Below are 19,338 nucleotides of genomic sequence, written 5' to 3'. Positions count from 1 at the left end.
GTTGCCGGACGCGCGGCGGCTATTTCTGCGCGGCGGCTTCCAATTCGGCGATGCGCTCCGAACAGACCTGATGGACGACGCGCCCCAATTCCTCGACGCGCTCGCCCAGCCATTCCAGCTCTTCTTCGCCGATCTTGTAGTGCTTGGAGTATCGGGCCTTGGTGTAGGCCTCCTTCAGCTTCTGGAACATCGCGCGCTCGCGACGATTGGTCTCGGGCCAGATGCCATACAGCCGCCGATCCAAGCCTTCGGCAAGCGATCGAAGGAAGGCGATGTTATGGTTGTAGGGCGCGTAATATTTTAGAGTTAGCAGAAGGCAGGAGTAAAGCCGCTCTGTCGTCTGATGGAAATCAAACGCAGCATCTTTCAGCAAACCTTCCGCCAGGGCGTATCTTGCCAGCTTTTGACGGGACATCGCTCCTGCCATGCCGTCCTCGAAGTATTCCCGCGCTGCCACCAGCGCCTGCTCCGGTGTCTTGGGCTTTGGCGTCGCCAATTCGCGCTCATCGGCCTCATAGAGCGCGATCCCATCCTTGGCGACTTCCATGAAGAAGACGCGGCCATGCGCGAGGCCGTCGTTCACCTCGTGCAGCGAATGGACGATAAAATTGACCGGAGTGCGGAGCGCCTTCTCGATCGTATAAGCTCGGATCAGTCGTTCTTCTGCCTTCGCCCAATAGGTGGCGCGGTCGGTTAGCTCCTTCTGGCTGACGATGATGAGGATGTCGTAGTCGGACTTATACTGGTTTGCCGAAAGCGGCGCATCGACCCAATCGCCGCGCGCATGGCTGCCGAACAGGATGATCTTCAGGATACGCGCACCCTTTCGGCGCCCGGTCGCATTCTCCGTCGCCTGACCGAACTCATCGAAGATGATTTCGACGACACGCTCAAGCTCGCGCTGCTTGGCGCTAGGCAAATGATCGAGGTCGGTGCGCATTGCTAGGAACCTTCAAGCAATGCCTGACCATTGGCAAGCGCTATCAGGGCACCCGAATGGGCCGGGACCACGGGCCCGGCCACGACCCTACTTTCACCCAGTTCGGACGTTTCGCCCGTCAGGCATCATCCTGGGCGACGAACTCCGCCCTTACAGGATCATAGACGTACTGCGTGATAGTCCCATCGCTGATCCGGGAGATCAGTTCGCTGATTATCGAGAGTGGCGCAAAAAACCACTCGCGTGGTTGAACAGTCTTGCCGAACCTGTCTCCGGCGGAGAGGTCGAGACGAGCAGGACCGAGCGCCCGGTGGATCAGCCTTTCCAGCTTGGTCCGATTGATGTTGTAGAGCCGGTATTGGTCGACGATTTCGACATCCGCGAGGAGGAAGGTCGGATCGTTTCGTGCATTTGCGATGCGACTGGCAACGGGCTGACCAGTCACTCCGATCTTATGAATCAGCTCGCGGTGCTCGTCGATGTAAGGATGCGAAGACTTGCTGCGCAGGACATAGATCGTGCCGCTCTCCAGATCGTCTGGCTCAGCCGTGTCCCCAAAGAGCGGACCCGCGCTTTGCTCGCTCACGCGCCGGGCAGACTCATCCCGGTAGAGCGATTTCTGGAACGAGCGGGAGAGCACGGTTGCCTCGGTCGCATTGTCGTAGATGATCCGAACCCGCCGATCGGCGCGCTCGTACTGTGTTGTGAATGCGTCTGTCGACGCAGCGACGTAAGCCAGCTGCCCGCCGACGATAAAAAAGTTTCCAGGCTGAATCTCCGCCAGTGTGACCTCTGAGTTTCCGAGCGGTTTGGTTTGGCGGAGCCCCCCCTTGAGGTCGGCCTCAATGCCCTCGAACAATGGCCTGAATTCCTCGAAATCTTCGCATTTTTCACGGTTGGCGATCTCTTCGGCCGCGCGCTTTTCCGCACGCGAGCTTACGTGACGCAGCTTGGTGATGTCGTCATCGGCGTCTTGCTCGATGCCGAGCTCGGCCAGAAGCGCGCTATCGTCGAGTTCGCTCGAAACTCTCCCCACTGGTTCGGCCGCGTCCAGAATCCCCTCAGAGTCTAGGTTGGCCAGGAGTTCGCGCGCTTCCGGAAGCGCGCGCAGCCTTTCAAGGCGCACCGCATAGAGCCGTTCGAAGATGTCGCGATCCTCGCCGTGTTGCGGCAGGCGGCCGTTTTCCTTCACGAAACGCTGGATGTCCTCGAAGCCGGCAATGATCCGCTCCTGGAGGGGTGTGAGCGTACGCACCGGCTCAGGCGCGGTATCGACGCCAAGCTCGGCCAGCAGTTCGAGATCGCTCAGCTCAGCCATTGCCCGCCTCTTTGGTCGCATGGCGCTGGAGGAAGGCGACACCTTCGGCCATCTTGCGCTCCCACGCGTCCTGCGACGTCAAAGACGGAAGGCGACCGCGCTCGCGCTTAAAGTCGAGCGCTCGTTCGGCAAGCGCGCGGGCTTCGTCGTAGGTCAGCTTCTCCTTCTTCGCGTTGATGACCGCTTGCACTTGCAACAGCGTCTTTGCGTCCATCGCCTTGGCGAGCACGGCATAGGTCGCGCTGAAAGGATTGACTCGGTCGATGAGGTCGATGTCGAGGTCCGTAACGCTAAGTGCGAATTTCCGCACGCCGTCGATAAAGGCGGTGGTCGGCTTGAGTTCTCCATTCGCATCGGTGGTCAGCGCGACCTTCGCCTGCTGTGTCAGCGTCATCGCGGCGATGGCCTGCTGGCGGATCGCTTCCTGATCATGATCGCTCAGTTCCGGATATTTCTCCCGGATGATCTTGCCCATCTTGAGCTGAGTAAGCTCTTCAGGAACGACGTCGGGATCGAACACGCCGCGCTCCACCACCGACTTGTCTTGGACGAAGGTGGCGATGACCTCATTGAGGTCTTCGCGGCAGATGCGCGTTGCCTCGACGCTTTTCGGCAGTTTGAGGCCCTTGATCTCGAAATGCATCTGGCCGTGGTCGTTGACCCCGAAATTCGTTTCACCTTCCTTGTACCCGCCGGGACCATAATCGAACCCCGGCTTTGGTCCGGCATCCTTGGGCGTGAAATCGAACCGCGGTGCAAGCACCTGCTCCATCAGCAGGCTGGCGGCGATCGCCTTCAAATAGTCGTTGATCGCGTCGACCACGAGCGGGTCGTCCGCCGCAGGTTCGGCGATCAGATTGGTGAAGCGCGCGCGGGTCTTGCCGGGTGCATCGCGTGTGGCGCGACCGATGATCTGGATGATTTCGGTAAGGCTGGAGCGATAGCCAACGGTCAATGCGTGTTCGCACCAGATCCAGTCAAAGCCTTCCTTGGCCATTCCAAGCGCGATGATGATGTCGACGAAGTCGCGGTCCTCGCGCGCATTGGGCGATTTCAGGGCTGCGGCGACCCGGTCGCGCTTGGCGGCATCGTCGTCGACGAGGTCAGCGACCTTGATCACATTCCCCGCAGCAGTTCTGATAAGGTGGAAGCCTGTCTCCGGATCGATGCCCTGCCAATCGCCGAGGTGGTTCATGATGTCTTCGGCCTCGCGATGCTTGTCCTTCAGACTCTCGCGCGAGTTGACCGAGGGAATGTGGACGATGGTCTTCACCGTCGGATCAAGCAGTGCCGAGATTTTCTCGGTGTAGGGACCAGTGTAAAAGCTGTAGCCGATATCGAGCGTCTTCAAATACTCGTAGCCGTTGAGCTGTTGGTAGTAGGTGTAGGTGACCGTCTCGAACTTGGCCTCGTCCTCGGGGGCGAGCACCGGAATGGCATCGCCTCGGAAATAGCTTCCGGTCATCGCGACCACGTGCGCCTTGCCGCGGCCGATCAGCTGCGCAAGCTGAGCGCCAAGTCGGTTGCCGGCATCGGCGGAGACATGGTGGAACTCGTCGATCGCGACGAGGCGATCATCGAAGGCTTCCGGTCCAAGCTCGTCGAAGGCGAAGCGGAACGTCGCGTGGGTGCAGACCAGCACCTTCTCGTTGCTCGCAAGGAATTCACCGACCGCCTTGACCTTCGACTTGGCGACCTTCGGATCATCCGCGCCCGGCGTGTTGCACAGGTTCCATTGGGGAGCGACGGTCCAGTCAGTGAAGAATCCGAACCTGCTCAATGGCTCGCTGCCGAAGCTCGCGCCGATTGAGCGCTCGGGCACGCAGATGATGGCCTGCTGGACGTTCTGGTTCGCCAGCTTGTCGAGGGCGATGAACATCAGCGCGCGTGACTTGCCCGAGGCGGGCGGGGACTTGATCAGTAGATATTGCTCGCCGCGCTTCTCATAGGCCTGCGCCTGCATCGGGCGCATGCCCAGCTCGTCGGACTTGGCCGATGCACCTGTCCGGGCGGTATTGAAGGAAACCGCGGGAATGATTTTGTCGTTGGCGCTCATTTGAAAAGCTCGCTGTGTGTTCCAGCCCGCGTGAAGTAGATCGTTCCGGCCCTTCCGATCTTCTCGTCGACATCGTAGATCAGCAGGAAGTCGCCACCGATGTGACATTCACGGTACCCCTGCCATTCGCCCTTGAGGGGATGATCCAGCCATTCGGGGCCGAGGGGCGCGTCATTGGCGACGAGAAGGAGCATAGCCTCCTTCAACCGGTTCATGTCATATCTGCCGGAACGCGAAAGCCGCTCCCAATCTTTCAGGAACGCCTTCGTGTATTCGATCTGGCGCGGAAGAGCCGCGCGCTTGCTCGCGGCGGGCTTTTTCAATTGCCCGGTTTTTCGTTCGCGCGCAGCTTGCCGCTCTCTTCGTCCAGCGAAGCAAACATATCATCGGCGTTGCCGAAACGAGCGCGACCTTTGGCCTTCATCTGCTCGACCTCTTCCATTGCCGCGCGGGTTTCCGCATTGGGAACCTTGAGCTCCAGCGGGAAGGCCTGATCGGCGGCGATGCGATGGAACAGCAGGCGCACGGCATCGGCGGTCGACAAGCCCATTGCCGCCAGCGCCTCGGTCGCGCGCTCCTTCAGATCATTGTCCATCCGGACGTGAATCATCGAGCTATGAGCGTTCATGACACCTCCTGTATCTCAAATGAGATATATGCTTTCTGAGGTTTGGGAGTCAAGATATCTCAGTGGGAAGCGAGCCTGAAAAACGGAGTGCGACGAGCCGCAGCGAGGTCAAAAGGCTTCCGTTCCCCTTTTGCTGGATTGAAAAAGCGCGCCTTGTGCTGCTTTCTGCTGATATCGACCGAGATAGGCGAAAAGCGGGCAAACCATGCCCGAAGGTTTTCTCTTCTGGCTGGAGATAGTAGCTTGGCTAGTTCGGCTGCATGAGAACAATCTCCATGCTTCTCTGCCTTTTCGAGGATCATCACTGCAGCCAAATGAGCAGCTTCGTCTTTCTCGCGCCCCTTCAGGATTGCGATCAGCTGCAAGAGATTTGCTAGTTTCCATTTCCCGCCGCCACCCGGCGCTTTGTACTTTGCCAGTAGTTGGCGCTGCTTCCCGCTCAGCTCGCCTGGCAGCGCTGGCTTGATGGTAGATCGAAGTTTCTTTGCCTTTGATGAGCCGAGCAATTCGGGCAGGTCGATTCCGGCATCAATGAATGCTCGTGGAACTGAAAGCGCATTGGGGATCGAGAACGCAAAGCGCCTCTCGTCTGCGCAAAAGATTAAACGCTGTGGGCCGTCCACGATGACGATCTTGCCGACGAAAGAATCTGCGCCACCCTTAACCAGAACGACCAGGTCCTCCGCTTCACCCACTTCGATCGTGAGAAGAGTGCGTCGTCGATCTTCGCTTATCTCGGAAATCTTGACGACGCCGGTAATGATGCCCTCGCGTTCGCCCAGCTCATCAAGCAATCCGACATCGACGATCGAAGTTCGTTGGTGCGGACCTTCCGAATCTGATCGACCGTCAACATCCATGCAACCGTGCCGGTACCATGGTGGGCCGAGCGGTGGATCGATCCAGACGCTGCCTCCGTTGTGGCGGATGAAGAAGACGGCATCGGAGCACTTCGGGCACTTCGTGCGGATGCAGCTACTCTCGTCACTCCTTCGCACCCGCTCACTGCCGGCAGTTCCTCGACCGCCCGAGCATCCACCTTCGAAATGAAGGGGCGTGGGTCGCCCGTCGATGAAACGGAATTCTACCGGCTGGCCGCACTTGTCGCAGACCTTCATTCCGGGATCGCTCCCTTGGAATGTGCCTGCGTCGTCATCACGCCGCCGTTGCGCTGGTCATTTTGGTGTAGAGTTCGAACAGTTTTTCGAGGCGCTCGGTGTCGTTCTTAAACCGGCGGCCGATGTAGATGCGCTCCAGGACCTCGTCATTGCGATCGTGTGCATGGCGGAGGTTTTCGGGCATCTTCTCCGGATCGTAGAGTTCGGCGATGGTCCTGGGGAAATGCGCCTCGCGGGCGAGGAGGATGTCCTCGGCGCAGCGGGTCAGGTCGGCTTTGTGCTGTTCGGTGAGCTTGGGAATTGGGAAAGCGTTGTAGCACAACGCTGATGAATATCGGAGGTCAGTTTTTAGTCTTCCTGCTACGACACGGACCCATGCCATATGCATCAAGCTCAGGATTATGGACAGGTTCCAAAGCTCTGGATCGTAGATCGCTTGAGCGGAGTCGCTGATAATACTGTTCTGGTCAAGGAGGCCGAATGGGATATACTCGCGTCTCTCTGACGAAACGCGCGGTGCAATGACTGCATAGCGATCAGCTCGGTGGGTATACCTGAATTGATGGGGTCGTGCAGCCAAACTCCTAGCTACATCGCCGCCGCCCTGCCTTGATAATTTAACGTTATCGATCCGCTCGCTGATCTTTGGAATCTGCTTTGCTAACTGCAACTTTCCTTCGTCTATCCAAATGCAAAAACGCTGCTCTCCGTTTAAAAAGTCACGCGACCCGCAAAGCCGTTTCACAAATTGGGCAGCTTCGGGTTCGCTGGCAATTAGCGCATTCTTTTCTTCGTTTGAGAGGACCAAATTTCCGCCGTCATAGGGGCTATTTCCTGTGATAATTGGCGCCATTTCAGAAATGGGCGAAAGCGTCTGGGTTACGATGTCCTCGCTTCCCGGAATTAAATACGGACCAATAAGGTCCACCTGCCGTGCAAGACCATCCGAATACAATGTCTTCCCGCCACCTTGCCTTTTCCTAAGTCCGATAATCGAGCAAATCACTGCAGCATTGCGGGTGGCATTGTTGCTCCATTTGAAGTCTCGATGGGCGAAGAAGATTTCTACGTTCAAACTATATATGTGTGGCCAAAGCTGGTGGACTTGCGCACCTTGGTTGACCGAATTCGTAACCACAAATGCGACGCTTGCAGCGGTTTCTTCTGCGTACTTTGCGCCCTTAATCAACCATCCTGAGACATAATCAAGCTCTCCGATTTTTTTCTTCGTCCCAAACGCTTGGGCGAGTTCGTTCTTTTGTTCTAAAGTCTGCCCTTTGCCTCCCAAATAGGGGGGGTTCCCGCACACATATGTTTCAGCGCCCTCATTTTCGAAACGAATCGTGCCCCTGTCCAATGGGGCGCCATAGAGATCGTCGACGAAAATTTTCCCTCCGCCTCTGCCGCGCGGTTCGCATACGCTGAGCCAGTCCATGCGAAGCGCGTTGCCGCACTTAACCCAGTTCTGGCTATCGAGCGGCAGGAAATCAGCGAGTGCCTCTTTCTGGCCGCGGTAGAGTACATCGCACTGGAACTCGGCGATGATCAGCGCAAGGCGTGCGATCTCTGCCGGGAAATCGCGCAATTCGATGCCACGAAAGTTGGTGAGCGGGATGTCGCTGTCGCGTTCGCTTTCGCCGCGCCGCTTGTTTATCTCGGCCTCGATTGCGCGCATCTGTTTATAGGCGATGACGAGGAAATTGCCCGATCCGCAGGCCGGATCGAACACCCTAATCTTGGACATCCGGGTGCGCAGGTTGAGCAGCTTGCGGGTATTGTCGCCCGCTTCCTCCAGTTGCTGGCGCAGGTCGTCGAGAAACAACGGATTGAGCACCTTCAGAATGTTCGGCACGCTGGTATAGTGCATGCCGAGCGCCCCGCGCTCCTCGTCATCGGCGACCGCCTGGATCATGCTGCCGAAGATATCAGGGTTGATCTGTTTCCAGTTCAAACCGCCAATGTGCAAAAGGTAGCTGCGCGCCATCCGGCTGAAGCGCGGAACCTCCACACTACCGGAAAACAGCGCACCGTTCACATAGGGAAAGGCATCGGCGTGAGGCGGGATATTTGCCGCCTTGCGATAGCGATCGTCCAGCTTGCCCTCGTGTCGCGTGGGCGTGTCCATCGCTCGGAAGATGTTTGAGATGATCTCGTGCGTGTTGGAGCTGTCACGGTCGCTGAACCGCTCGACGGTGGAGGTGAATAGCCCCTCTCCATTAAAGATGTCGGTATCCTCTGCGAAGAAGCAGAAGATCAGCCGTGCCATGAAATGGTTCATGTCGGGCCGACGCTCCGCCGTGGCCCAATCGGGGTTTTTCTTCAACAACTCGACGTAGAGCTTGTTGAGCTTGCTGGTGGCGCGGATGTCGAAGCTGTTCTCGCGGATTTGCTTGACAGTGGTGATGCCCGCGAGCGGCAGGAAGGCGCCGAAGTGGTTCGGGAAATCGGTGTAGGCGCAGGCGACGGATTCGCCGTTGACCAGATCCTCCGCCTGCAGATCGACGCCGTCCGTGGCGAGGATGAACTTCGCCTTCGCCGCGCTCGTCTTGGGGCTCCCCCGCAAGGCCTTCAGCGTCTCGTCGACCGTTCCCGGGTCGCAGGTGGCGATATGGATATTGTTGCGCTGGAGGACGCCGCCTGGAAGGTCCGAGGCATTTGTTGTCCCTGCCCGCAATTGCTTCAGCGTGTTCGCCTTCCGTCCGAATGCCTCGAGAAACGCGAAAGGAAATTCTGCCTGGTCAAATGGCTGGGCAGCCAGCTCCGATATTGCCTCTTCGATTTCCACTGCATTCATGGCGTGACACTACGCCGAGTGCTTGCAGATTCACAAGATGAGAGAGGGATGTGCGGGAGGGAAACGGTGGCGGCTTTGGCGCCGCTTGATCGTTTGCTGGCTCAGTGACGCCGCAGTGAAGAGTAACCGACGTTCGCGATCCTCTCTTGGCGCGAAGCTCGTGGATTGCTTGGCGCTGTTTCCACAACCGAGTGAAGCTGAGGCCGGAGTTTTCCCTATCTGTTCCGCCTGCTCCTGTGGTAGCTCTGCGTCCTATTCGACTCTTCCAAGATTGCGACATGGCGAAAACAATCACGTCCAATCAGCTGATAGGCGAAATCGGCGAAGCGGCCGTCCGGCTGAAGTTCCTTGGCATCGGTTTCCAGTTCGATGCCCGCTCACGTCTCGAAGCCGGCATCGACGGCATCGCCGAAGTCATGGTGCAAGGGCAGCCCACCGCCCGCATGATCGCGGTCCAAGTCAAGAGCACCGCCAGGGGACGCTATTCCTCGGAGACCGACAATGGCTTCTGTTATTTGGTCCGCAGCGCCGATCTCGCTTATTGGCGGGGCTCGAACCTACCTGTGATCCTGGTGCTCTATCGGCAGGATGACGAGAGCTTCTTCTGGAAGGCGATCCCCTCCGACCTCGGTGATGGTGAGCGCCGGCTGCAATTCGACAAGCAGACCGATTGCCTCGACAGCGCGGCGGTGGACCGCCTCGCCGACCTCACAGTGCCAAAGGCCGGCTTCGGTTATTATGTGCCGCCGCTAGGGGGCGGCGAGGAGGCCCTGGTCAACATCCTCCCTCTCACACTGCCCACCGAGCTGTTCGTCGCCACCACACCATTCACCCCAAACAAGGCGGTCGCGACCCTGCTGGACGGCGACGAGACGCCGCGCTTCGATTGGGTCATGCGCGGCGGACGCTTCTGGTCCTTTCATGACCCCCGCACCTCGGCCTGCCGCGAACTCGTCGACGAAGATCAGGTCGAGGCTATTGAGACCGAATATTTCGCGTTTCACGACGACGAGGACGAGCGGCATATTTTTTCGCATCTGCTGCGCGACACGCTGCGCCACCAGTTTCGGGACGATCTGTGGTGGTCGAAAACGCGGAAGCTGCTCTACTTCTGCGCCTTGGAGGAAGGCGTTTCGCGCACCTTCTACTATGAGTCAGCGAAGAAGAAGACCGACGCAGATGTCGTCAATGTGGTGCGCAGCAAGACCGATCCGGACCGGGTCGATTTCGTGCGCCATCACGCCTTCTCGCCGCGCTTCGAGCTCCTCGCTGGCCAATGGTATCTGGTCGTGAATCCGAGCTATTATTTCACCACTAATGGGTTCCGGCCCCATCCGCATCCCGCCGCCCTCCTGGCCGGAAAGAAGCGCCTCGACAACAGCAGCGCGCTACGCGGGCAGGTCATCATGTGGCACCGCTTCCTTTCCGCCAGGCAATCCGAGAAAGGCGATCTTTTTGCTGCCGCACCCGTCATTGAACCTGGCCTGATTTTCGGCGCGCCGCCCAGCATCGAGCTCAGCACGCGCGTACCCGAAGATGTCTGGGGAAGCCCGAAGCGCAGGGTAGAGGACGCCGACGAGCAGGAGGGGCTGTTCGCATGACACCGTTCCCTACAAAGATTTTCGACGAACCAGAGCTCGAATTCGGCGACAGGCACCATCATCCCGATCCTCGGCTCGGTCTCATGGACGCGGGACCGCTCCAGACCTTCGTCGGCGACGTGATCAAGGTGGCTGTGGTCGGCAGCGCCAAAACCGTCGAAGATGCGAAGGGCTTCATCGACACCGCGTCAACCGGCATCGAAGGCAGATCGGAGAAGCATCCCAACCTCCATCCAGCGTTTCCCGGGCTGAGCAATCAGAATCCCTATCGCTGCCGTTTCGAGGTTGATGACGGTGCCACCGCCATTCTGTCGCAGGCACAGATCGACAAGATCGCCAAAGAGCCGAGCCACGAAAAGGCCGTCGAGATGGCAGTCGACGCCATCGTCGAGCAGCTTCAGATGCTCGATGATGGAGGCAGCCGGCCACATGTCGCCTTGGTCGCGCTGCCGGTGCGGCTGATCGAACGAGTCTGGAGCGCCAAGGTCGACTCAGATGGCACTACCGAGGAAGAAGACAGCGCGGGATCCGACGCTCCAAATTTTCGCGGGCTGCTCAAGGCCAGAGCCATGGGCCTCAATTTTCCGATCCAAATCGTCTGGGAGGATGTGCTCGACGACAGGGCCATTATCCCGCGCAAGATCAAGGAAACGAGCGCGCGCAAGATCCAAGACATGGCAGGACGCAGCTGGAATTTGCTGACCACGCTCTATTACAAGGGCAGCGGCCGTATTCCTTGGCGCCGCTTGCCCAAGGAAGGCGAATATACCTCCTGCTATATCGGGATCAGCTTCTACCGTGAGGTCGGCGGCCAGCAGCTTTTCACGAGCTCGGCCCAGATGTTCGATGAACGCGGGCGTGGCTTCGTGCTGAAGGGCAATCGCGCCCATACCGAGAGCCGTGGGCGCCATCCTTATATGGCCCGCGACGACGCCAAGGAACTCGTCGGCCGGGTGCTCGCCGCCTATCGCACCCATCACAAGACGCTGCCGGCACGTGTCATCGTGCTTAAGACTTCCCGGTTCCGTCAAGATGAAGCAGAGGGAATCTACGAAGCGCTCAGCGAGGCCGGCACCGAGCTGCGCGATCTCGTGTGGGTGCAGGAATCCTATTCGGTGAAGGTGCTGCGCGACGGTAACTATCCCGTGCTGCGCGGCACGTTTGTCGATCTCGGCGGAAAGGGCTTGCTCTACACCAATGGCAGCATGCCCTATTACGGCACTTATCCTGGCATCTACGATCCGAGGCCGTTGCTCCTCTGTCCCCATCCCGGCAGCGACAGCACGATCTCGCAAATCGCCGAGGAAGTGCTCTCCCTCACCAAGATCAACTGGAACTCGACCCAGATGAACCAGCGGCTCCCGATCCCCATCCGTGCCGCGCGCATGGTCGGCGAGGTTCTGAAATATGTGAAAGAGGGTCAGGCCGTCAGCACGGACTATCCCCGCTACATCTAGTTTGGTGATGTCGTCGGCCATCGCCTCGGTTTCGCGCTACCATTGTCGCAGCGCCGCATCTCGCGGATAAGGGAGGGTGACTGTCTGGCGATTAAGGGGTTCTCGACGCTCCCGCTGAGGGCGCGATGCTCGCCTCGTCTTTGGAGGCTTTAAAGCGCGATAGGGCTCGAACCTAGTAGTCGCGACCAGGAGTTTGCATCCGTGGGTGTCGAGGAGAACGACACTCACGGAGGCCCACCTTCATCCCAGCCCGGCCATCGCCACCTTGCCGTTGGCGGGAGTCGGCATGAGAGCCTGCGCGATGGCAGTTTGCACCTGTCCCGCTCGTTCGCTGATCGCAGTAGTCAGCTTGCCGCGATCATCGGTGAAAATCGCGACCGACTCCTTCGCGCGAGAAATCCCCACATAGAAGCTCTTTTGATCGACCAGATTGGTCGCCCGACTGTCGGCGTGGATCATCACATGTGTCGCCGTGCGGCCCTGGGCGGCAAAGGCGGTGTCCACGTAGGCATGGGCAATATGCCTGTCGCGGGCGACGTCGAGATTCAGCGTTTCGGTTTTACCGTCGGCGGTCTGGATGGTGGCGGTGCTGGCCTGCCCGTCCAGCGCGATAACTTCACCGCGTTCACCGTTGATCCGGCCCGCCTCCCGGTCATTGCGGGTGAAGCGGACGGTGTCGCCGGTTTTGAGTTCCAATGGCTGTGGTGTGAAGGCCTGAGCATGGCCCGCGCCCCATTGTCGCAATCGCCAATCCACCTCGCGCCCGTTTTCCGATTTCAAGGTGATAGCCGATTTGGCCGGGTCGATGCTTTCGACGCGATATGCTTCGCCGCGCGTCACGCCCTTGGCGGCGTAGTCGCGGGTAAAGCGCACCACATCGCCTTTGTCGTAGCTCAGGGGATCGCGCGCCTCGGCGCGGGTCAGCCCCTTGTTGGCGAGACTCTGCATGGTGACGGCGGGGCCGGCGAGAGCGCCCGATCGGGTCAGGGCGGCACGGATATCCGCAGTCAGGGTATCGCGCCCTTCGCGTGACGGCTCGATCACAAGAGTGCGAGCCCGAACTGCCTTGTCCAAGCGAGCGTATCGCTCGGCGAGGGCGGCGAAGCGAGCTGCCCGATCGGCATGTTCGATGATCTGGCCGCCGCCCCGGTCCAGCGCGGCCAGCGCCTTCTTGGCATCCCCGTCGATCGACGCCAGCACCGCCTCTTTAGTGGCTTTATTGGTTTGCCGCACGATCTCAGCGAGCTTGGCGGTCTCCATGCCAGCAGTCTGCAGCTGCCCAAATGCTGCGCCGGCCTCAACCGAACCAAGCTGCTTTACGTCGCCGACGAGGATGACGCGGGCGTCATGCTTAGCGGCAAGGTCGAAGAGGCGGGCCGTGTCGCGGGCGGACAGCAAAGACGCCTCGTCTACGATCCATGCGGTGGGCTGGCCGGGTTGGGGCCGCTCGGGCGATAGCAGGTGGCGCGCCACGGTATCGCCGCGCGTGCCCAGCGCTTCACCCAGAACCATTGCCGCCGATGCGGTGGGTGCCAACGCGATGACGGACACACCCTGTGCCTCGGCTTCGCGGGCGACGGTCGCCAGGACGGTCGTGGTCTTGGCTGTGCCCGCGTAGCCTTGCAGGGAGGTGATGCGATTGCGGCTGGTTAAAAGGTGCTGGGTCGCGGCACGCTGGTCGGCATTCCAGCCGAAGCCCGCTCGTTCGGCCTGCACTGCTGCGCTGGCGATAGCCTTGGCGGCGGCAAGCGGCGATGCGATGGGGGCGAGGGTGCCGCGCCCTTCGGCCTCGATCCGCAGCATCCCGGCTTCGGTTTCGACATTCGAGCGCGTGGTGAACCCGGCGAACTGTGCACCGCGCCGGTCCAGGAATGTCCGATCGATCAGCTCGCCCTGCTTGGTCGCCGTTTCGATGGCGGCCTCGATCTGCGCGTAGCTGACCTTGCCAAGCCCGATCCGTCCGGCTTCCTCCTGCAAGGCGGCAGCGGAGAACACCGATTGGCGCTCGCCGAGCTTGTCGCACGCCTGAGCGACAGCGCGAACTGCGGCCTCATCTCCCTGTGTGTCGAGACACAGCCGATGGGAAGGCGCGGCGGCCCTGGCCTCGGCTTGCTCGATCATCGCCAGCCGCGCCGCCGGGCCGAAACCGGCGCCGCTCGCCGTCTCCCGCCACTGCGCGACAAGCGAGGCATGGTCGGCGGTAACCTTCGCCTCACGGGTGTCGAGCGTGGCGACCTGCTTTTGGGCGGCGCTGGCGGCGTCACGGGACGCGCCGCGTTCGGCAAGTGCCGCCTCGATCTCGGCGCTGCGGGTGCTGAACGCGGCCATCGCCTCGGCGGACACGCCCTTGATCTCGAACAGCGAGTCCTTTCCCGCCTCGATCGCATAACCCAGTTCGCGCACTTTCAGCGCGAGTTCCTGCCGATAGATTGCGCCGATCTGTTTCTGGAGTTGGTAGATGGCCCGCGGCTCGAGGCTGCGCCAGGTGCCCTGCTCGTCCCGCGTCGCATTCATGATGACGTTGTGGGTATGAAGCTGCGGGTCCTGGGCCCGGCTGGTGCCATGCTGGAAACTCGCGATCACGAGATTGCCGGTGGCCTCGCGGCTGACGGTGCCGCCGTGGCGGATGCGGGTGGCGGCCATATGTTTCTCGACATGGGCCATCGCGGTTCTGACCGCTTCGCCATGCGCGGCGATCAATCGCCGATCGCCTGCGACCTCGGCCATGATGGAAACCGACTTGGGTGCGCTCAGCGTCACGTCCCATCCCGGCCGATGCTCAAGCTGGCCATCGCGGAAGGTGCCAAGCTGCTCACCCGCCACCTCGCCGTCCAGCAAATTGCGAAAGCTGTCGCGATCCACCTCGCCCGACAGGCCTAGCGCTTCCGCGCCCGTGCCCTGCCACTCGGAAGGCGAAAGCCCGCCTTCGGCATAATAGTCGTCCGCCTCGTAATAGCTGCTCGCCTGCGCCGAACTGGTCAGGGCCGAAACCGACGCCACCATCACACCGGTCCTTGGCTGGCGGGCGGGGGTGAGGACGGGGGCAACAGCGCGGGTGCGGCGCCGCCGGTTTGCTTCCAAAGCATGGTTCCCGGATCACTAGCGACAAATCCCGGCTGGCTTGCGGGACCGCGCCGCACGATGTGATCGGCGGTCAACCTGATCCGCGCCACCGGCAAGCCATCGGGAAACAGCAAATACCCTTCGTGCCTGGCCAAGCGCAGTTCGCTTTCCAGTACGGCGGGTCGCATCTTGCGCATCTGGCCCAAGGTGGTGCGCATCCTTTCATCGCCGTCGGCGAGCGCGTCGGTCATGGTCTGGATTTCGATCTCGCACTCGCCGATGGTCCGGCTGGCCCATTGCCGGGTTTCGCTGTCGATGGTCTGCAGGAACAGCTTGGTGTTGCAGCAGCCCAGCATGGATTCGGCGAGCTGCGGGCCATAGCGGTGTCGCATCTGACCAAGCGCCTGGAACGTCAGCACGACCGCAGCACCGAACTTGCGCCCTTCGGGCAGCAGGCGGGCGAGGTTATCGACGCGCGGCAGGTCGGCCAGCTCGTCAAGTACGAACCAGATGCGCCGGTCGGACGACGGAGCAAGCCCCAGCACGGCGCTGGCGGCACATTCGAGCCAGCAGGCGAGAAGGGGCTTCGATGCTTCGAAATAATCCTCTTTGCGCGGCACGAATATCCAGGGTTTCGCGCCCCGGCGCTTGTCCAGCCCATGAATGAAGTCGCGGAACGCGAAGGGCTTTGCGCCGCTGCCCTCCACGCGAAGAAACTGGATCAGGTCGGCCGCCTTGGCGAGCATGAACAAGACGCTGCCGGTCGCCCGGTCGGCATCCTCGGCGAAGGTTCGCGCCGACGACGTGTTCTTCAGCCGCTCCTTGAGTTCTTCCTTGGTGCTGATCTGGAACATGGCCAGCAGTTTGGACAGGCTAGGCGCGCCCTGCTGCCAGAGTTCACGAAGCATGTTGGCGACAAGGATGCGGGCGGTTTCCAGCCACACATCGTTATCATGCTGGCCGGTTTCGGTGACGAACTGATGTGCGATGCGGGCGGCGTCGGCGGGATGGGCGATCTCGGAGAAGGGCGTCCAATAAGCGCAGCGGGCATCGAACGGATTGAGTATGATGTCGCCGCGTCCGGGCCGGTAGTAGTGCGCAACGAACTCGCCGCTGGTGTCATAGACCAGTGCGGCTTCGCCGCGCGCCTCGATCGCGTCGAGCAACTGGCGCAACGCCGTGGTCTTGCCGCTGCCGGTCGTGCCGATCATCGCCATGTGCCGGGTTTCCAGCCGTGTTGGGATCGGCACCTTGCCTATGGCGAGTGAGCGGGCATCGGCGTCGCTGCCGGTCAGTGCTGCCAGCTTCTTCTCGGTCGTAACCAGGGTTCCGGCGATGATGCGATCCTGCAAAGCGCGCTCGCGCCGCCGTTTCACCGCCTGACGAAACAGGATCAGGCATACGAGCCAACCCGCAAATCCGAACTGAGCGCCTCGGATCACGGAGGAGAGGGCGAGGCCGACAGACTGCCGATAGTAGGGGTGCGCGACGACTGCGAGAGCAGATCTACCTTCATATGTCTGGCCGTCGATACGAACGCTGACCTCGGCATCGGCAGCCATACCAGCCATGGCCCAAAGCTTGGCCTTCGCCATGCAAAAGGCGGCGATCGCGTCTATCCTGTCCTGATCCAGCATCGCGTAGGGGACGACCGCCGCGCCTAGGGCGACCGATGACAGTATGATGGCGCAATGCCGTTTGAAACGTGACCACTGACTTTGGCGATGCTGTCTGCGAACGGCGTCGGCATGGATGCGGCGATCATGGGATTGGAGCCCGCCCGTCATTGGCGCTTCTCCCGCGAGAGTTGCCGCTGACGCTCATAGGCCGCGTTGACCTCGGCCGTCACAGCCTCGTCGTCCGTGCGCATTCCCAGCGCCGCGCTGCGGGCATAGCAATAGGCGGCGCAGGCGGTGAACAACGCCCGGTCCAGCACCCGTTCGACATCCACGATGCGGGTGCTGACGGACGCTAGTTCGGTGACGATCTCTTGGGGCGCCGTGGACGGTGCGGGCGGGGCGGCAAGCGTCGCGACCCCGGCCTTCACGCTGCGCTGGAGCATGGCGTAGACGCTGACACCTTGCTGTTCGGCAAGCGAGCGAAGTGCCTTGTCGAGCGAGACCGGCAAGCGGACTGTGTGGCGGACGAGCCTCATCGCCTGTCTCCACCGCGACAGCGATCCGCTGTCTCCGAAAATGGCAGAAGTTCGCCATTCTTGGCGAAGCAAACAAAGGTGCTGTCGGATAGCCGTCCCGAAAAATGGCAGAAAAGCTGGATGCACCCGTGCGTGAGGTGTGTATCCAAATTGCGGGTCCGATGCGCAGCATCGTGGCCCTCCAACATGGCCACATGGGCGATGCTCTCAGTCATGATTGGGCCGATTCCGGCAAGCGCGGCACAAGCTGCCCGAGGTTTTGCCGGAGCAGCAATCGTGTGAGCTGCTGACGCTCAAACCCGAGGTGTTTCCGGCCTCTGGTTTCGAGGAGTGTTCTGCGACCCAGCGGTCGATGACCGCGCGGGCTGCACGGTCTGCTTTCGCGCGGTCGATCTCACGCCGCGCACGCGGCCGATCGTGTAGCCGATGCTCGCAGATCCAGTCGGCGATTGTCTGCTCGATGGCCTCCTGCACCCGGCAATCAAGGCGCTGGGTTTCGACCGGATCGAGATGCGCGGTCACGAAGGGGGCTTCGATCAGCCCGCCGAGTGGGAGGTAGGTTTTGCCCGCAGCCTGCAGAGGGCCATCCACCCGCAATGTCGAGACCACACCGCGGTGGACATGGAGCGGCGGGCGCTCGTTGAAGGGCCATTCGGCTATCGAGCAGCGGTAGGTTTCGCCGTCGGCTGTGTCGGCGAGGAGCCGTTTGATGAGCGGCAGGCTGAAAGAGGCGATGCGAAAGTCTGCGGTAAAGCGCAGCGTGACTTTGCGGCTTGCCCAGAAATCGGCAATCCGGCCCAGGGCACGGGAAATGGGCATGTGGTGTCCTTTCGTGAATCTCACGTTTGCGGGTCCGTGGGGGCGCGAAATGGTGGGGGCGCGGATCGGCCTTGGGGGTTACGGGATCGCCGCAGAGCGAGGGCGGCTCAGTAGCGGCGGGGCTGGAGGCTGTTCAGCCATTCCTCGACATCGCCCGAACGCCAACGAATCTTGCCGGCGCCGATGTGGTAGGGGCAGGGGAAGCTTCCTTTGCGCACGCGGCGGTAGATGGTCGTGCGGGACTTGAAGCCGGTGACATTGAGCACGTCGGTGACGGTCAGAAGCTGGTCTTGATCCGGAGGCATTGCGTCGTCCTTTTATTCACTGGAATGCTGGACGTGCCGCCGGGAGGCGTTGAGCGCTATTCAGTTCCCCATTCACGGGAATTCATGCATCGGCAGCCTGCGCAGAAAGTTATTGAACGGCGGGTACACGCCCGCGTGAATCTTCTCCATCCGGCTGTCGCTGAAGCCTTCCTCGCGGAGCACCGCCTTCTTGTCTTCGAATGGCCTTCCGTCGAGGTCCGGCCGTCGCAGTGCGACAATGATCGCGATGGCGTCGCGAAAGGCGCGAGCGTTACCCGATCGATCCAGGAGCCATTGGATGCGCCGGTCGAACAGATCACGATCTACGGTGTCGAGCAATGTCCTCGATGTGACCAGTGTCGGGGCAACGCGGCTGTCCGGTTTGATCCATAACTGGCTCATCGGGAGTGGGCGATGCGGAATACAGCGCCACAGGCTCTGTTCGCGGCTGAGGACGAGCAGCGCGCCGTGATCGGCGAGGAACGCGCGGCGAGCGCTGCTTGGCAGCGGCCTGATCGTTCCATCGGGAAGTCGCTCCTCACAGGCAATGTCACCGCAGGCGATCAGATGCCGAAAGTCGTCGAGCGCCCGTAAGTTGTGTTCAAGCGCCGTGCCGGGGCCGGTTGCGAGTTCGTCGATTTCCGGCTCTCGGCGCACCTTCAACTGATCGTGAGCCCATAGGAAGGCCACGCCGCCGCCGAGCAGAATGGCCACTCCGATAACCATTGGGGTGAACGCGATAGCCACAATTGTACCGGCCACTGCGGCGGTCGCTGCCGCAATCCGTGCTACCTCGAGCCTGCGGCGGCGCTTGCTCCCGTTCTTCGCCGCCGTGGCCATCGCATCTATCGCGCTCTGGGGAATGATGGTTTCAAGCGGCGTTCCTGGCGGCTGCTTCAGAAACGCGATGAAGCCATCCCGAATTCTGACGAACCCCGGGCGAAGAGGCGACTGCTCTTGCATGTGCCCCATGATCTAAGCGCAACGGGTGCGAATCTTCAATTGAGAATGGCTTGGGCAGGGTCTGGTGCGGATGCATTTTGTAGAGTCGCGTTGCGTTTTATTGCACGGCATCTGCACCACC

Annotated in this window: 15 protein-coding genes; 2 read left to right on the top strand and 13 right to left on the bottom strand. The window is 60.9% G+C overall.

Annotated elements, in window-relative coordinates; all coding sequences use genetic code 11:
- Window positions 1-19 precede the first annotated feature (19 nt).
- From D2V04_RS08265 to D2V04_RS08235, 7 genes are all read right to left on the bottom strand, one after another.
- A complete protein-coding gene (locus D2V04_RS08265) occupies window positions 20-940 on the bottom strand; it encodes a nucleotidyltransferase and HEPN domain-containing protein (protein WP_119512940.1) in 921 nt (306 codons plus the stop codon).
- Window positions 941-1,058: 118 nt separating this feature from the next.
- The gene (locus tag D2V04_RS08260) at window positions 1,059-2,258 is read right to left on the bottom strand and encodes a GIY-YIG nuclease family protein (RefSeq protein WP_119512938.1); all 1,200 of its coding nucleotides are present in this window, start codon (window positions 2,256-2,258) and stop codon (window positions 1,059-1,061) included.
- Window positions 2,251-4,314, bottom strand: coding sequence for a DEAD/DEAH box helicase (locus D2V04_RS08255; protein WP_119512936.1), 2,064 nt, complete (start codon window positions 4,312-4,314; stop codon window positions 2,251-2,253). Before D2V04_RS08255 ends, D2V04_RS08260 begins: the two co-directional genes overlap by 8 nt.
- Window positions 4,311-4,637 (bottom strand): type II toxin-antitoxin system YafQ family toxin, encoded by a 327-nt coding sequence (locus D2V04_RS08250; protein ID WP_119512934.1) that lies wholly within the window; start codon window positions 4,635-4,637, stop codon window positions 4,311-4,313. Before D2V04_RS08250 ends, D2V04_RS08255 begins: the two co-directional genes overlap by 4 nt.
- On the bottom strand, window positions 4,634-4,942 hold the full coding sequence (locus D2V04_RS08245; protein WP_228766324.1) for a type II toxin-antitoxin system RelB/DinJ family antitoxin: 309 nt from the start codon (window positions 4,940-4,942) through the stop codon (window positions 4,634-4,636). The genes D2V04_RS08250 and D2V04_RS08245 overlap by 4 nt, the downstream gene beginning before the upstream one ends.
- Window positions 4,943-5,001: 59 nt before the next feature.
- On the bottom strand, window positions 5,002-6,060 hold the full coding sequence (locus D2V04_RS08240; RefSeq protein WP_147391801.1) for a hypothetical protein: 1,059 nt from the start codon (window positions 6,058-6,060) through the stop codon (window positions 5,002-5,004).
- A 37-nt stretch (window positions 6,061-6,097) separates the two neighbouring features.
- Window positions 6,098-8,854 (bottom strand): class I SAM-dependent DNA methyltransferase, encoded by a 2,757-nt coding sequence (locus D2V04_RS08235; protein ID WP_119512930.1) that lies wholly within the window; start codon window positions 8,852-8,854, stop codon window positions 6,098-6,100.
- 278 nt (window positions 8,855-9,132) lie between these two features.
- On the opposite strand from D2V04_RS08235, the gene D2V04_RS08230 reads away from it, so the two are divergent.
- Together D2V04_RS08230 and D2V04_RS08225 are read left to right on the top strand one after the other, a co-directional pair.
- Window positions 9,133-10,455 (top strand): DUF4365 domain-containing protein, encoded by a 1,323-nt coding sequence (locus tag D2V04_RS08230; protein ID WP_119512928.1) that lies wholly within the window; start codon window positions 9,133-9,135, stop codon window positions 10,453-10,455.
- Window positions 10,452-11,912: an argonaute/piwi family protein gene (locus D2V04_RS08225; protein WP_119512926.1), complete on the top strand. Its 1,461-nt coding sequence runs from the start codon at window positions 10,452-10,454 to the stop codon at window positions 11,910-11,912. The genes D2V04_RS08230 and D2V04_RS08225 overlap by 4 nt, the downstream gene beginning before the upstream one ends.
- A 240-nt stretch (window positions 11,913-12,152) precedes the next feature.
- Here the strand turns inward: D2V04_RS08225 and mobF are convergent, their stop codons facing one another.
- From mobF to D2V04_RS08195, 6 genes are all read right to left on the bottom strand, one after another.
- Window positions 12,153-14,915 (bottom strand): MobF family relaxase, encoded by a 2,763-nt coding sequence (gene mobF / locus D2V04_RS08220; RefSeq protein ID WP_119512924.1) that lies wholly within the window; start codon window positions 14,913-14,915, stop codon window positions 12,153-12,155.
- Window positions 14,915-16,762, bottom strand: coding sequence for a type IV secretion system DNA-binding domain-containing protein (locus D2V04_RS08215; RefSeq protein WP_119512922.1), 1,848 nt, complete (start codon window positions 16,760-16,762; stop codon window positions 14,915-14,917). Before D2V04_RS08215 ends, mobF begins: the two co-directional genes overlap by 1 nt.
- Window positions 16,759-17,130: a hypothetical protein gene (locus D2V04_RS08210; RefSeq protein WP_119512920.1), complete on the bottom strand. Its 372-nt coding sequence runs from the start codon at window positions 17,128-17,130 to the stop codon at window positions 16,759-16,761. The genes D2V04_RS08215 and D2V04_RS08210 overlap by 4 nt, the downstream gene beginning before the upstream one ends.
- Window positions 17,131-17,337: 207 nt before the next feature.
- Window positions 17,338-17,949, bottom strand: coding sequence for a hypothetical protein (locus D2V04_RS08205; RefSeq protein WP_182849709.1), 612 nt, complete (start codon window positions 17,947-17,949; stop codon window positions 17,338-17,340).
- Window positions 17,950-18,056: 107 nt separating this feature from the next.
- Window positions 18,057-18,254, bottom strand: a complete 198-nt coding sequence (locus tag D2V04_RS08200) for a helix-turn-helix transcriptional regulator (RefSeq protein ID WP_119512918.1) — start codon at window positions 18,252-18,254, stop codon at window positions 18,057-18,059.
- A 72-nt stretch (window positions 18,255-18,326) separates the two neighbouring features.
- Window positions 18,327-19,217 carry a hypothetical protein gene (locus D2V04_RS08195; RefSeq protein WP_147391800.1) on the bottom strand — a complete coding sequence of 297 codons (891 nt, stop codon included), beginning with the start codon at window positions 19,215-19,217 and terminating at the stop codon, window positions 18,327-18,329.
- Window positions 19,218-19,338: the final 121 nt, after the last annotated feature.

Origin of the sequence: Pelagerythrobacter aerophilus (assembly GCF_003581645.1) — a bacterium.
Classification (GTDB): domain Bacteria; phylum Pseudomonadota; class Alphaproteobacteria; order Sphingomonadales; family Sphingomonadaceae; genus Pelagerythrobacter; species Pelagerythrobacter aerophilus.
This window is presented reverse-complemented; position numbering and strand designations above follow the sequence as displayed.

Excerpts from the sequence above, each read along its gene's own strand:
- D2V04_RS08265 (WP_119512940.1), bottom strand. The coding sequence starts at position 940 with ATGCGCACCGACCTCGATCATTTGCCTAGCGCCAAGCAGCGCGAGCTT.
- D2V04_RS08235 (WP_119512930.1), bottom strand. The coding sequence starts at position 8,854 with ATGAATGCAGTGGAAATCGAAGAGGCAATATCGGAGCTGGCTGCCCAG.
- D2V04_RS08210 (WP_119512920.1), bottom strand. The coding sequence starts at position 17,130 with ATGAGGCTCGTCCGCCACACAGTCCGCTTGCCGGTCTCGCTCGACAAG.
- D2V04_RS08205 (WP_182849709.1), bottom strand. The coding sequence starts at position 17,949 with ATGCCCATTTCCCGTGCCCTGGGCCGGATTGCCGATTTCTGGGCAAGC.
- D2V04_RS08225 (WP_119512926.1), top strand. The coding sequence starts at position 10,452 with ATGACACCGTTCCCTACAAAGATTTTCGACGAACCAGAGCTCGAATTC.
- D2V04_RS08230 (WP_119512928.1), top strand. The coding sequence starts at position 9,133 with ATGGCGAAAACAATCACGTCCAATCAGCTGATAGGCGAAATCGGCGAA.
- D2V04_RS08260 (WP_119512938.1), bottom strand. The coding sequence starts at position 2,258 with ATGGCTGAGCTGAGCGATCTCGAACTGCTGGCCGAGCTTGGCGTCGAT.
- D2V04_RS08245 (WP_228766324.1), bottom strand. The coding sequence starts at position 4,942 with ATGAACGCTCATAGCTCGATGATTCACGTCCGGATGGACAATGATCTG.
- D2V04_RS08240 (WP_147391801.1), bottom strand. The coding sequence starts at position 6,060 with ATGAAGGTCTGCGACAAGTGCGGCCAGCCGGTAGAATTCCGTTTCATC.
- mobF (WP_119512924.1), bottom strand. The coding sequence starts at position 14,915 with ATGGTGGCGTCGGTTTCGGCCCTGACCAGTTCGGCGCAGGCGAGCAGC.
- D2V04_RS08215 (WP_119512922.1), bottom strand. The coding sequence starts at position 16,762 with ATGACGGGCGGGCTCCAATCCCATGATCGCCGCATCCATGCCGACGCC.
- D2V04_RS08195 (WP_147391800.1), bottom strand. The coding sequence starts at position 19,217 with ATGCAAGAGCAGTCGCCTCTTCGCCCGGGGTTCGTCAGAATTCGGGAT.
- D2V04_RS08200 (WP_119512918.1), bottom strand. The coding sequence starts at position 18,254 with ATGCCTCCGGATCAAGACCAGCTTCTGACCGTCACCGACGTGCTCAAT.
- D2V04_RS08255 (WP_119512936.1), bottom strand. The coding sequence starts at position 4,314 with ATGAGCGCCAACGACAAAATCATTCCCGCGGTTTCCTTCAATACCGCC.